At 54.6% G+C, this 12,734-nt stretch carries 12 protein-coding genes and 1 riboswitch; of the genes, 7 read left to right on the top strand and 5 right to left on the bottom strand.

The genetic code is table 11. From position 1 onward, the window contains the following. Nucleotides 1-188 precede the first annotated feature (188 nt). Nucleotides 189-1,034, top strand: a complete 846-nt coding sequence (gene araC / locus OGY72_RS19420; protein WP_003829586.1) for an arabinose operon transcriptional regulator AraC — start codon at nt 189-191, stop codon at nt 1,032-1,034. 119 nt (nt 1,035-1,153) lie between these two features. Further along, on the top strand, nt 1,154-1,921 hold the full coding sequence (locus OGY72_RS19425; protein ID WP_003829584.1) for a DedA family protein: 768 nt from the start codon (nt 1,154-1,156) through the stop codon (nt 1,919-1,921). Between the two features lie 97 nt (nt 1,922-2,018). On the opposite strand, the gene thiQ is transcribed toward OGY72_RS19425, so the two are convergent. From thiQ to sgrR, 4 genes are all read right to left on the bottom strand, one after another. Next, a complete protein-coding gene (thiQ, locus tag OGY72_RS19430) occupies nt 2,019-2,717 on the bottom strand; it encodes a thiamine ABC transporter ATP-binding protein ThiQ (protein ID WP_286548895.1) in 699 nt (232 codons plus the stop codon). Then, a complete protein-coding gene (gene thiP / locus OGY72_RS19435) occupies nt 2,701-4,311 on the bottom strand; it encodes a thiamine/thiamine pyrophosphate ABC transporter permease ThiP (protein ID WP_003829581.1) in 1,611 nt (536 codons plus the stop codon). The genes thiQ and thiP overlap by 17 nt, the downstream gene beginning before the upstream one ends. Further along, on the bottom strand, nt 4,287-5,270 hold the full coding sequence (thiB, locus tag OGY72_RS19440; RefSeq protein WP_149281217.1) for a thiamine ABC transporter substrate binding subunit: 984 nt from the start codon (nt 5,268-5,270) through the stop codon (nt 4,287-4,289). Before thiB ends, thiP begins: the two co-directional genes overlap by 25 nt. Nucleotides 5,271-5,300: 30 nt before the next feature. Continuing rightward, nucleotides 5,301-5,398, bottom strand: a riboswitch (TPP riboswitch). Nucleotides 5,399-5,445: 47 nt separating this feature from the next. After that, nucleotides 5,446-7,101, bottom strand: coding sequence for an HTH-type transcriptional regulator SgrR (gene sgrR, locus OGY72_RS19445; protein ID WP_148362453.1), 1,656 nt, complete (start codon nt 7,099-7,101; stop codon nt 5,446-5,448). Nucleotides 7,102-7,200: 99 nt separating this feature from the next. Here sgrR and sgrT point away from each other — a divergent pair, with 99 nt between their 5' ends. The 5 genes from sgrT to idnR all read left to right on the top strand — a co-directional run bounded on the left by sgrT (nt 7,201) and on the right by idnR (nt 12,082). After that, nucleotides 7,201-7,329: a glucose uptake inhibitor SgrT gene (sgrT, locus tag OGY72_RS19450; RefSeq protein ID WP_003829577.1), complete on the top strand. Its 129-nt coding sequence runs from the start codon at nt 7,201-7,203 to the stop codon at nt 7,327-7,329. Nucleotides 7,330-7,448: 119 nt separating this feature from the next. Continuing rightward, nucleotides 7,449-8,627 carry a sugar efflux transporter gene (locus OGY72_RS19455; RefSeq protein ID WP_003829576.1) on the top strand — a complete coding sequence of 393 codons (1,179 nt, stop codon included), beginning with the start codon at nt 7,449-7,451 and terminating at the stop codon, nt 8,625-8,627. Nucleotides 8,628-8,901: 274 nt separating this feature from the next. After that, nucleotides 8,902-9,666 carry a gluconate 5-dehydrogenase gene (idnO, locus tag OGY72_RS19460; protein WP_123268699.1) on the top strand — a complete coding sequence of 255 codons (765 nt, stop codon included), beginning with the start codon at nt 8,902-8,904 and terminating at the stop codon, nt 9,664-9,666. Nucleotides 9,667-9,723: 57 nt separating this feature from the next. Further along, the gene (locus OGY72_RS19465; RefSeq protein WP_003829574.1) at nt 9,724-11,007 is read left to right on the top strand and encodes an MFS transporter; all 1,284 of its coding nucleotides are present in this window, start codon (nt 9,724-9,726) and stop codon (nt 11,005-11,007) included. Nucleotides 11,008-11,089: 82 nt separating this feature from the next. Further along, on the top strand, nt 11,090-12,082 hold the full coding sequence (gene idnR, locus OGY72_RS19470; protein WP_126956898.1) for a DNA-binding transcriptional regulator IdnR: 993 nt from the start codon (nt 11,090-11,092) through the stop codon (nt 12,080-12,082). Between the two features lie 45 nt (nt 12,083-12,127). On the opposite strand, the gene leuD is transcribed toward idnR, so the two are convergent. Further along, on the bottom strand, nt 12,128-12,733 hold the full coding sequence (leuD, locus tag OGY72_RS19475) for a 3-isopropylmalate dehydratase small subunit (protein WP_003829572.1): 606 nt from the start codon (nt 12,731-12,733) through the stop codon (nt 12,128-12,130). Between the last annotated feature and the right edge of the window lies 1 nt (nt 12,734).

Consider the following 12,734-nt stretch of genomic DNA (forward strand, 5'->3'; position numbering starts at 1 on the left):
GTAGTTATAGACACTTTTGTTAGCCGATTTTGACGTTGGCGTAGTACATGTTTTTTACAAAGAGCTTTTCACAAGCGGGGTTGATGGTCCATTGCCGCAAATACAGCGGCCCGCAGGGGCGACAGCGATGATGTCTGGCGTAATATGGACAAATTGTTTCTTGGCAGGACGTAGGGAGTATTGAAATTATGGCTGAAACGCAAAACGATCCCCTGTTGCCAGGTTATTCGTTTAACGCGCATTTGGTGGCCGGATTAACCCCCATCGAGGCGAACGGATACCTGGATTTTTTTATCGACAGGCCGCTGGGTATGAAGGGTTATATCCTCAATCTCACCATCCGTGGCGAAGGGGTTATCAATAATCAGGGCAAGCAGTTTGTCTGCCGGCCTGGCGATATTCTGTTGTTTCCACCTGGAGAAATTCACCACTACGGGCGCCATCCTGATGCCAGCGAGTGGTATCACCAGTGGGTTTACTTTCGCCCGCGCGCCTACTGGCAGGAGTGGCTGACCTGGCCGGCCATTTTTGGCCAGACCGGTTTTTTCCGCCCGGATGAAGCACATCAGCCGCATTTTAACGAGCTGTTTGGGCAGATAATTAACGCCGGGCAGGGAGAAGGCCGCTATTCCGAACTGCTGGCGATTAATTTACTGGAACAGTTGTTGCTCCGACGTATGGAAGCCATCAATGAATCGCTACACCCTCCCATGGACAACCGCGTCCGTGATGCCTGCCAGTACATCAGCGATCACCTGGCGGACAGCAATTTTGATATCGCCAGCGTCGCGCAGCACGTCTGCCTGTCGCCTTCCCGTTTGTCGCATCTGTTCCGTCAGCAGTTGGGCATCAGCGTATTAAGCTGGCGCGAGGACCAGCGTATTAGCCAGGCGAAGTTACTGCTGAGTACCACACGTATGCCTATCGCCACCGTAGGTCGCAATGTTGGCTTTGACGATCAGCTCTATTTCTCTCGTGTTTTCAAAAAATGTACCGGTGCCAGTCCGAGCGAGTTTCGTGCAGGATGTGAATAAAAAGTGAATGATGTATCCTGAAAGTTGTCATAACTCGCAATCTATTCAGACAATTGATGGCTTGACGAAGTTGAGAGGGGTTATCAAAATCCCTGCTTCGTAAATTTGACGGACACATTATGCAAGCATTGCTGGAACACTTTATTCTCCAGTCCGCCCTGTACTCTCTGATCGCCGTACTTCTGGTGGCTTTTTTGGAGTCGCTGGCGCTGGTTGGTCTGATTCTGCCCGGGACCGTGATGATGGCGGGGTTGGGCGCGCTGATTGGCAGTGGCGAACTGAACTTCTGGCATGCCTGGCTTGCGGGCATCGTCGGCTGTCTGTTGGGGGACTGGATCTCCTTCTGGTTGGGCTGGCGCTTTAAAAAGCCATTGCACCGTTGGTCGTTCATGAAAAAGAACAAGGCGTTGCTGGATAAAACCGAGCACGCCCTGCATCAGCACAGCATGTTTACTATTCTGGTGGGGCGTTTTGTCGGACCGACGCGCCCGCTGGTGCCGATGGTTGCAGGCATGCTGGATCTGCCTGTCGCTAAATTTATCGTCCCGAATATTATTGGCTGCGTGCTGTGGCCACCGTTCTACTTCCTGCCGGGGATCCTGGCGGGAGCGGCAATTGATATCCCTTCTGATATGCAGAGCGGGGATTTTAAATGGTTGCTGCTGGCGACGGCGGTGTTGCTCTGGGTGGGCGGGTGGTTTTGCTGGCGGCTGTGGCGCAGTGGCAAAGCGGCTGTTGATCGCTTAACGGCGTATTTCCCCCGCAGCCGTTTGCTGTATCTGGCGCCGTTGACGCTCGGGATCGGCGTGGTCGCGCTGGTGGCGTTACTGCGCCATCCGCTGATGCCGGTGTATATCGATATTCTGCGCAAAGTGGTGGGTTACTGACGACACCTTTGCCGGATGGCGGCTTTGCCTTATCCGGCCTACAAAATGTGCGACCTGCAGGCCGGATAAGGCGTTCACGCCGTCATCCGGCAACGCATTATGCTTTAATGCCCAATAGCGCCGAGGCGCTGGCGTTGCCGCTTAACAGATCGTCCGTTTTGCCCAGCCAGGCGATGCGCCCGTCGGCGACCACAATCGAGCGGGGCGCAATTCGCGCCGCATCTTCTACGCTGTGAGAAACCATCAGTAACGTCAGCTGCTTCTCGCGACAGACTTCGGCGACCAGCGTTAGCATCTCCTGGCGCAGCGCAGGATCGAGCGCAGAGAACGGTTCATCAAGCAGTAAAATAGGTTGTTCCCGCACCAGACAACGCGCCAGCGCCACGCGCTGCCGTTGCCCGCCGGAAAGCTCGCCGGGGAGGCGCTCCAGTAGAGAGTCGAGTCCCATTTGTTGGGCGATGTGGAGCATTTTCTCCCGCTGCGATGCGTTCAGTTTTAATCCCGGATTCAGGCCCAGGCCGATGTTTTGCTGTACGCTCAGATGGCTAAACAAGTTGTTTTCCTGAAACAGCATAGAGACAGGACGGCGTGAGGGAGGTGATGTGGTGTGATCTTCACCGTCAATCATCATGGTACCGCTGGCGGGCGTGAGGAAGCCGGCAATCAGATTCAAAAGCGTACTTTTCCCGGCGCCGCTGGGCCCGAGTACAGCTATTTGCTCACCGCGCGCGACCGACAGCGTAAAGCGCATAGGCAAATGATGATAAAGCCATGTGATATCAATCAGTTTTAACATTTCGACCCGGCAATTTCTCAATAACGGTAAACAGCGTAAAGCACAGGATCAGCAGTAATAACGCCGTAACCGCGCCATCCTGACTGCGATAAGAGCCAATCTGCTGATATAAATAAAATGGCAGGGTACGGAAATCCTCATTACCAAATAACGCCACTACGCCAAAATCGCCAATCGACAGGACGCAGGCAAACGCCATCGCCTGCGCCAGCGGGCGCTTCAGGGCGCGCAGTTCAACCACTTTCAGGCGCGACCATCCCTCAATGCCCAACGACTGGCACAACATACTGTAGCGCGCAGTGACGTCACGCATTGGGTTTTCCAGCACTTTCAGCGCGTAAGGGATCGCCATCAACGCATTGGTAAAAATAACAATACCGTCGGCAGATTCGGGAAGCCCAATGGTGTTATTGAGCAGCAGAAAGAAGCCGGTAGCTAACACGATGCCCGGCATGGCGAGGATCATCATGCCGCTCAACTCCAGCATCTGACCTGCCAGCAGTTGCTGTCGGGCACGAAGTTCACGACTGCTCCATAACAGCATCATGGTGAGTACGACGCATAACGCTCCTGCTGCTAATGCGATGCGCAGCGAGGTTCCCAGCGCCTGCCACAGCACTGGCTGCATCAGTACATCCAGAACATGGCGGTTTAAGCCATCGATAATCACCGCCAGCAACGGCGGCAGTAACAGCAACAGGGCAAGAATAATCAGGATTGCGTCAGCCAGTCGGCTGTGCAGGCGATCGTCGGGATCGCGCCAGCCTTGTACCAGGGTAGCACCGGGAGCAATCGCGCGGCTCAGACGTTGACTGAGGAGCACCAGCGCCAAACAACAAACCATCTGGATCAACGCCAGCATGGCTGCGCGGGCAGGATCGTAATCAAAATTCAGCGCCTGATAAATAGCCAGCTCGATGGTCGTGGCCTGTGGCCCGCCGCCAAGCGACAGAACGGTGGCGAAGCTGGCGAAGCACAGCATAAAGATGAGTGCCGCGACGGGCAGGATCTGACGACGCAGCCACGGCCATTCAACAAAACGGAAGAAATGCCAGCCACGCATACCCAACTGAGCGGCTAACTGCCGCTGTTCGCCGGGAATATTCTCCAGCGACTGTAACAGCAGGCGGCTGGCCATCGGCAGATTGAAAAAGACATGCGCCAGCAGAATGCCCTGCAAACCGTATGGCGAAAACGTCCACTCCAGCCCGAATGTATGCCAGAGCGAGGCCAGCCAACCCTGGCGGCCGTAGACGCTAAGAATACCGAATACCGCGACAAGCACCGGCAGGATTAACGTCATCGCGCACAGACGCAGTAGCGCCAGACGTCCTGGAAAACGACGACGATAGAGCGCTCTGGCGAGGAAAATCGCCGGGACAACCGACAGCACAGCGGATAAAAAAGCCTGCCAGAAAGAAAAGCGCACCACGTGCCACAGGTAGTCGTCTTGCCACAGCAAGAGCCACTCTCCCTGCGGGGCGTTAAACCACAGAGCCAGAAATGCGGCCAGGGCAACGGCCACCATCAGCGTGGCGGCGGTAAGCCCTGGAACCAGCCAGCCGGGAATTAACGGCTGACGGCGCGTTGCCATTCGCTAATCCATGTCTGACGTTGAGCCGCAACCTGCTGCGGCGTAAATTCCAGCGCGGTGGCCGGTTTATTCAGTTGCTCGAATCCTGGCGGCAGGGCGACTTGCGTCACGGGATACATCCAGTTGCCGGTCGGAATCGCATTCTGGAATGCCGGGGACACCATAAACTTCAGGAATTTCTCGGCCAGTTCCGGCTGCTTGCTGGCCGCAGTACGGGCGGCGACTTCCACCTGCAAATAGTGGCCTTCGCTAAAGTCGGCTGCGGCGTAGTTGTCTTTTTTATCGGCGATGATGTGATAGGCCGGAGAGGTGGTGTAGCTGAGCACCAGATCGCTTTCACCTTTCAGGAACAGGCCGTAGGCTTCGCTCCAGCCCTTGGTGACGGTGACGGTTTTGGCTGCCAGTTTCTGCCACGCCTCTGGCGCTTTATCGCCATAGACTTTCTGCATCCATAGCAGCAGACCCAATCCAGGCGTGCTGGTGCGCGGATCCTGATAAATGACGCGCCATTTTTGGTCGCTCTCTACCAGTTCTTTCAGGCTTTTGGGCGGATTCTTCAGCTTGTTCTTATCATAAACGAAGGCGAAATAGCCGTAGTCAAACGGAACGAAGGTATCGTTTTTCCAGCCGCCGGGTACGTTAACGGCGTCGTTTGCAACACCACTTTTGGCAAACAGTTTGGTTTGTGTGGCGGCTTCCAGAAGGTTGTTATCCAGACCCAGCACGACGTCGGCTTTGCTGTTTTTTCCTTCCATGCGCAAGCGGTTAAGCAGCGAGACGCCATCTTCCAGCGCCACCAGTTTTAGCTCGCAGTTGCAGTCAGCTTCAAAGGCTTTTTTGATTGTCGGGCCCGGGCCCCAGTCAGCTGCGAACGAGTCGTAGGTATAGACGGTCAGTACAGGTTTAGCGAAGGCAGGCGCTGCGCACAGCAGTAAAAGCGGAAGACATTTTTTAAACACTTTGCACCTCAAGAGTTGGGTGGCAAAGGACTTGAGATAAGCCTCAAATCCCTTCGCCGGCATTATCCGGATCAGGTTCGACGGGTATCTCTCAGCCAGCATATTGCATAGCACCCCGTTGAGAACGGCGTTAGTGTAGTGATTTTGTTGCCGGGCAGCAATTAAGAGCTGGCTCTTATGGATCTGGCGGCGCAAACCACGCCGATTTAAAATCAAACCAGCCGAGGGTATTCATGCGCAGCCCGCGCATACTGCGCTGTCCCTGAATGATCAGCCAGTGGTGGATTAATGGCACAATGGCCTTTGTGGCGAGCAGCTGTTGGCACCATGCTGCCAGGCTCATTTCGCCCGTTCGCCAGCGAGCCGCATCGTTTTCCCAGTCCCGCGAGATACAGTTTTGCAGCAAAGGGACTTCGCACAAATGGGCGAACAGTGAGAAGTCCAGCGGGAGGGTAAAGTTGGCGCTGTTGAGCCAGATATCGCTGACGATTTCACCTGCATGCCATTGATCGTAGTCGATCTCCTGAATATTCAACTGTACCTGATGCTGCGCCAGCAACGTTTTCATGATCTGCGCGATAATCCGGTGTTCGATATGATCGCGATAGTAGGTGATCGTCAGCGTTTCCAGCCCGGCGGGTTTTTCACCATGGCCAGGTTTGGCGTGGTGCCAGCGGGGAAGCAAACCGTAGGCGGGAAACCACAACCGCTGGTACTGTTCATCGGCGTGGCAGATTAAATTCGTTGGCGAGAGAACGCGGCTTGCCCACTCACGGACCTCCTGATTAGCGCCACGGTGGCTACGCGCATCAAACAGCAGGTAGTAGCAGCCTTCTTCGAGGCGGCTTTCGATCGCCTTTTCATCCTCTGTGGGACCTTTTAGCGTCAACCCGCCGCCAGGTTCTTCTCCGATGTCGGGTAATACCCAAACATTAACTTCGTCGATTAGCGCCCGGTAGCCAAAGTAATCATCAAATGCATGAATTTTCAGTTGGTTATTGGTGTTGCGCATTACCGCATACGGACCGGTACCAATCGGGTGGCTGGAAAAGTTGTTTAGCGTTTCCCATTCTCGCGGCAGGATCATGGCCGGGACCTGCCCCAATAGCCAGGGAAGCCAGCGGTCTGGCTGGGCCAGATGGATATCCAGCGTCCAGGCCGTGGGAGAAACTATTTGCGTGATGTGTGAGTACAGTGGCAGGGTGTTAATGCGCCTCAGCGAGGCGATAACATCTTCCATTTCCAGCTCGCGGCCATGATGAAAATGGATCCCCGGGCGCAGGAAGAATCGCCAATGCAAAGGTGAAATTTGCTGCCAGTGATGGGCAATGTCCGCTTCCAGTTCCCCATTTTCCTCATTTACCCGAATTAAGGCACTGAAGATTTGGCGGGCGATATGGGTTTCGGAGCGGCGTAATGCCGTACCGGGGAGCAGGTTGTGCATCGGGCGATAATAGAGAACGCGCATGATATGCCGACCCTGGCGAAAGCTGCGGCCAAGGTGGGAGACCAGCATTTGCCGGACGGCCGTTTTGTCACCGACAAGCTGCACCAGTTGATCGATACGATCCTGTTCCAGTAGGTCTTCCGCGCGCTGCTGCTGGAGCGCCAGCCCGGTATAGAGGAATGTCAGTCGCGAGCGTTTACCTCGTCCAACTTCAGCTTCCCACGTCAACCAGCCACGATCCTGCATGGTATTAAGCAGCGTACGCATATGGCGACGCGAGCAGCTCAGTAGATCCGCCAGCTCGTTGAGCGTCGTGTCTTGCGTCTTACCGTCACAGCATTGCCACAGACGGATGAACTGTTGTTGCAAACGACCAGAAGACATAAAAGGGGAACTCCTGCGGAAAACTCAGCAATTTTATAATCCCTATATTAAGCCAATAATAGATTCCGATGAAGCGATGAGACAACGAAGGGGTCATCTATGCGTCAGTTCTGGTTGAAGTACTTTACCGCGACAGAAAAATCGTCCTGGTTGGCTTGCCCGAGTGCCCCGCAGCGCTTAAAGATGCTCGAAGAGCTGATGCAGTGGGAGATGACATCTGACTCCTGAATTGGAAATTGCAGACATCATGTGTGACTGAGTATTGGTGCAGGATACAGCCTCGTTCACCCGCCAGCAGGTATTATCTGCTGGCTTTTTTCGTTTCAGCTGCGCTTAAAAGGAAAGATATGCTCTGGATTATGACCATGGGACGGCGCCTCAACGGCGTTTACGCGGCATTTATGCTGGTCGCTTTTATGATGGGCGTGGCGGGGGCATTGCAGGCACCCACGCTGAGTCTGTTCCTGAGCCGTGAAGTCGGGGCGCAGCCATTTTGGGTCGGGCTGTTTTACACCGTCAATGCGATTGTCGGGATCGTAGTCAGCCTTGGCCTTGCGAAACGATCCGACAGCCAGGGCGATCGACGTAAGTTGATCATGTTCTGCTGCCTGATGGCAATTGGCAATGCGTTGCTGTTTGCCTTTAATCGTCACTATCTTACGCTGATCACCTGCGGTGTGCTGCTGGCCTCGCTGGCGAACACCGCCATGCCGCAGCTGTTTGCGCTGGCGCGGGAATATGCTGATAACTCCGCGCGTGAAGTGGTGATGTTTAGCTCGGTGATGCGTGCGCAGCTTTCACTGGCCTGGGTAATTGGCCCTCCGCTGGCTTTTATGCTGGCGCTGAATTACGGCTTTACGGCGATGTTTTCCATTGCCGCAGGGATTTTTGCCATTAGCCTGGTGCTGATTGCGCTGATACTGCCGTCAGTTGCTCGGGTGGAGCAGCCTGTAGATGTGCCGCTGGAACAGACCGGCGGTTGGCAGGACAAAAATGTGCGTATGTTGTTTATTGCCTCCACGCTGATGTGGACCTGCAACACCATGTACATCATCGATATGCCGCTGTGGATAAGCCTCGAACTGGGCTTGCCGGACAAGCTGGCCGGGATTCTAATGGGGACGGCAGCTGGACTGGAAATTCCGGCGATGATTCTTGCGGGCTATTACGTGAAGCGCTTTGGCAAACGGCGAATGATGATCGCGGCCGTAGCGGCAGGTGTGCTGTTTTATCTTGGTTTGATCTTCTTTCACAGCCGTACGGCGCTGCTGGTGCTGCAACTGTTTAACGCGGTATTTATCGGTATTATCGCCGGGATAGGCATGCTGTGGTTTCAGGATCTGATGCCCGGACGTGCGGGATCAGCGACCACATTATTTACCAACAGTATTTCAACGGGAGTCATTCTGGCTGGGGTGATTCAGGGGGCAGTTGCGCAAAGCTACGGTCACTATGCCGTCTATTGGGTAATTGCGGTGATTTCGGTGGTGACGCTGTGGATGACCGGGCGGGTGAAGGACGTTTAATACGTACCGGGAATTTCCCGGCGTTGCAGCGCTCGGCCTGGCGATATTTTGTATTCGTTTTTGTAGGCCGGATAAGGCGTTTACGCCGCCATCCGGCAACCTGTCCCTACGGCCTGATCGCGTTATGTTTATCAGGCCTATCCCTCTTTTTTTCATCTTGCACGTAAATGTAACTTTGATCACATAACGATCATTTTCCTCTTCCTGGATCTTCTTTTTTCTACTGTTACGCGTATACAGTTACGCGTAACAGTTATTAAAAAAGGAGTTTTTTATGAAAAACCTATTCGACCTTACCGGCAAACGCGCGTTGATTACCGGTTCCGCTCAGGGCATTGGTAACCTGCTGGCCAGCGGTCTGGCGGCGCACGGTGCTGAGATTGTGATTAACGACATCACCCAGCAGCGGGCGCAGGCGGCGGCGGACAAACTGGTGGCCGAAGGCTATCGCGCTGTTGGCTATGGATTTGATGTCACCAACGGGGAAGAGGTGGCGCGCGCCATCGCGCAAATCGAAAAGGAAGTTGGGGCCATTGATATTTTAATTAACAACGCCGGAATTCAGCGTCGTTACCCCTTCACCGAATTCCCTGAGGCTGAATGGGACAAAGTGATTGATGTAAACCAGAAATCGGTCTTTCTGGTGTCGCAGCAGGTTTCCCGCTACATGGTGCAACGCCGCCGCGGGAAGATTATTAATATCTGCTCAATGCAAAGCGAATTAGGTCGTAAAACCATTACTCCATACGCGGCGTCAAAAGGCGCGGTCAAAATGTTAACCCGTGGCATGTGCGTGGAACTGGCGGAATACAATATTCAGGTCAACGGCATTGCTCCCGGCTATTTCGCCACCGACATGACCACCGCGCTGGTCAACGATGAAGCATTCTCCGCCTGGCTGTTCCAGCGCACTCCCGCCGCTCGCTGGGGTAACCCGGAGGAGCTGATCGGCGCGGCGGTTTATCTTGCCGCGCCCGCTTCTGACTTTGTGAATGGGCATCTTCTGTTTGTGGACGGCGGCATGCTCGCCGCGGTCTGATAAATAATGGGCCGCAGTCGTGGCTTGCCAGCGAAAACAATAATCCAAGGAGTGAGTATGAATATGCTCGCAAAACTGCCAGCACGTCGCTGGTGGTATTTAATGCCGATTATTTTTATTACCTACAGCTTAGCTTATCTTGACCGCGCCAATTACGGCTTTGCCGCTGCCGCGGGTATTGAACATGACTTGGGGATTACTCAGGGAACTGCATCGTTAATTGGCGCGTTATTCTTCCTGGGCTACTTCTTTTTCCAGGTGCCGGGCGCGATGTACGCCGTTAAGCATAGCGTGCGCAAAATGATTTTTTACAGCCTGATCCTTTGGGGGCTTTGTGCCGCGGCGACCGGCTTTGTCAGCAATATCCCAACGCTGATGGCGATCCGCTTTATTCTCGGCATCGTCGAAGCGGCGGTGATGCCCGCGATGCTGATTTATATCAGCAACTGGTTTACCAAAACTGAACGCTCGCGCGCCAACACCTTTTTAATTCTCGGCAACCCGGTCACAGTGCTGTGGATGTCGATAGTCTCCGGCTACCTGATTGAAGCCTGGGGCTGGCGCGAAATGTTTATTATCGAAGGTATCCCGGCGGTGATCTGGGCGTTCTGCTGGGTGATTCTGGTACGCGACAAACCGGCGGATGCGGGCTGGTTGAGCGAGCAGGAGAAACAGGCATTACAGCAGGCGATGGATCGCGAGCAGCGCGACATCAAACCGATGCGTAACTACGGTGAAGCGATGCGTTCACGCAGCGTCATTATGCTTTGCGCGGTGCATGCGCTTTGGAGCATCGGGGTGTATGGCTTCATGATGTGGATGCCGTCAATCCTCAAAAATGCGGCGCAGATGGACATCGTGGCGGTGGGCTGGCTGGCAGCGGTGCCGTATCTGGCGGCGATTTGCCTGATGCTGACAGTCTCCTGGCTGTCCGATAAGTTCCAGAACCGTAAACTGTTTATCTGGCCGCTGCTGTTGATTGCCGCTATCGCGTTCTTTGCCTCGTGGCTGTTGGGCAACCAGTCCTTCTGGCTCTCCTACGCGCTGCTGGTTGTGGCCGCCGCCTGTATGTATGCGCCTTACGGGCCGTTCTTTGCGCTGATCCCCGAACTGCTGCCACGCAACGTCTCCGGCGTGTCGATGGGGATGATCAACAGTTTTGGCGCGTTAGGGGCATTCCTCGGCGCGTGGCTGGTGGGTTACCTCAACGGCGTGACCGGCGGGCCGGGCGTCTCCTACACCTTCATGGCGATTGCTCTGCTGGCGTCGGTGGTGCTGATGTACTGCGTTCGTGCGCAAAATGAAACCACGTCGCCGTCGGCTGAGATGGCTACGCGTTAAGGTTGAGCGAGGAGTGCAGTCGCTAACCGGCTGTGATAAGGTTCTCTGCGAGCATAATGGGCTGTTGGTCGTAGAGAACCTCATGAAAAACAATCGGATGACATTACAGGATATCGCTAATCTGGCCGGGCTGAATAAGATGACGGTCAGCCGTTATCTGCGTGACCCGAATCAGGTGTCGCAACGCAGCCGCGAATTGATTTCGAAAGTGATGGAAGAGAACAACTACATCCCCAACCGCGCCCCGGAAATTCTGCTCAACGCACGCAGCAAAACCATTGGTGTGCTGATCCCCTCGTTTCGTAATCAGATCTTTGCCGACGTGCTGGCGGGGATTGAATCCGTCACCTCGGCCTGCCAGTACCAGACGCTGATCGCCAACTACGAATATGATGCCGAGCGTGAAGAACGTGAGGTGCTGAACTTGCTCTCTTACAATATCGACGGCCTGATCCTCACGGGAAAGCTGCATACCGAGCGGATGATCCAGTACGTGCGCGCCAGCGGCGTACCGGTGGCGGAACTGATGGATATTAGCGGCCAGTATCTTGATATACAGGTTGGGTTTGATAACGAAAAAGCCGCGTTTGAAATGACGCAGGCTTTTATTGACAGCGGTAAACGCAGCATTGCTTTCTTTGGCTCGATGGATGACCCCCGAGACCTCAGCCGTTTTCGCGGCACCGAGAAAGCGCTGGCGGCGCAGGGACTGGAAGCGTACCACCTGGCGCCAAAAACTATTTCGTCGGTGGCGCTGGGACGCAAGATGTTCCAGCAGGCGATGGGGGAAAAGCCGGATATTGACGCTATTTTCTGTACCAACGATGACCTGGCGGTTGGCGCGTTGCTGGAGTGTCAGGCACAGCAGTACGATGTGCCGGGAAAAATGGCGATTGCCGGTTTCCACGGGCTGGAAATTGGCCGTGCGCGGCTGCAAAAAATCGCCAGTGTGATTACGCCACGCTTTGAGATTGGCAAAACGGCGGCGGATATTCTGATTAAGCGTTTGAACGGGAAAGCTGCACCGGGCAGCGTCAATCTTGGCTACCAAATCTATTACGGCGATACGCTTTAGGCGAAGAGAAAGGGCTGGCCACAGTGCGGTGACCAGCGGAAGAGATTACTGCATAAACGCTGGCTGCTTGTCTTCGTACTCGGTGATGGCCGCTTCATGCTGCAGCGTCAGCCCGATGCTGTCCAGACCGTTCAGCATGCAGTGACGGCGGAAGTCGTCAATTTTAAAGCTGTAGGATTTATCGCCTGCTTTCACCACCTGCGCTTCCAGATCCACTTCAAATTTAATGCCCGGATTGGCTTTCACCAGCGCGAACATTTCATCTACCTGCGCGTCGCTCAGGGTCACCGGCAACAGTTGGTTATTGAAACTGTTGCCGTAGAAGATGTCGGCGAAGCTTGGTGCGATAACAACTTTAAAGCCGTAATCGGTCAGTGCCCACGGCGCATGTTCGCGTGAAGAGCCGCAGCCAAAGTTTTCCCGTGCGAGCAGAATTGATGCCCCTTTATATTCCGGGAAGTTTAAAACGAACTCAGGATTCGGCTGTTGGCCCTTTTCGTCCAGGAAACGCCAGTCGTTAAACAGATGGGCGCCAAAACCGGTGCGCGTAACCTTCTGCAAAAACTGTTTAGGGATAATTGCGTCGGTATCAACGTTGGCGGCATCCAGTGGGACAACCAGGCCGGTATGCTGGGTAAATTTCTCTGCCATG

The sequence above is a fragment of the Citrobacter sp. Cpo221 genome (assembly GCF_030332345.1).
In the GTDB taxonomy this organism is placed as follows: Bacteria; Pseudomonadota; Gammaproteobacteria; order Enterobacterales; family Enterobacteriaceae; genus Citrobacter; species Citrobacter portucalensis.

Excerpts from the sequence above, each read along its gene's own strand:
- araC (WP_003829586.1), top strand. The coding sequence starts at position 189 with ATGGCTGAAACGCAAAACGATCCCCTGTTGCCAGGTTATTCGTTTAAC.
- OGY72_RS19425 (WP_003829584.1), top strand. The coding sequence starts at position 1,154 with ATGCAAGCATTGCTGGAACACTTTATTCTCCAGTCCGCCCTGTACTCT.
- thiQ (WP_286548895.1), bottom strand. The coding sequence starts at position 2,717 with ATGTTAAAACTGATTGATATCACATGGCTTTATCATCATTTGCCTATG.
- thiP (WP_003829581.1), bottom strand. The coding sequence starts at position 4,311 with ATGGCAACGCGCCGTCAGCCGTTAATTCCCGGCTGGCTGGTTCCAGGG.
- sgrR (WP_148362453.1), bottom strand. The coding sequence starts at position 7,101 with ATGTCTTCTGGTCGTTTGCAACAACAGTTCATCCGTCTGTGGCAATGC.
- sgrT (WP_003829577.1), top strand. The coding sequence starts at position 7,201 with ATGCGTCAGTTCTGGTTGAAGTACTTTACCGCGACAGAAAAATCGTCC.
- OGY72_RS19455 (WP_003829576.1), top strand. The coding sequence starts at position 7,449 with ATGCTCTGGATTATGACCATGGGACGGCGCCTCAACGGCGTTTACGCG.
- idnO (WP_123268699.1), top strand. The coding sequence starts at position 8,902 with ATGAAAAACCTATTCGACCTTACCGGCAAACGCGCGTTGATTACCGGT.
- OGY72_RS19465 (WP_003829574.1), top strand. The coding sequence starts at position 9,724 with ATGAATATGCTCGCAAAACTGCCAGCACGTCGCTGGTGGTATTTAATG.
- idnR (WP_126956898.1), top strand. The coding sequence starts at position 11,090 with ATGAAAAACAATCGGATGACATTACAGGATATCGCTAATCTGGCCGGG.
- leuD (WP_003829572.1), bottom strand. The coding sequence starts at position 12,733 with ATGGCAGAGAAATTTACCCAGCATACCGGCCTGGTTGTCCCACTGGAT.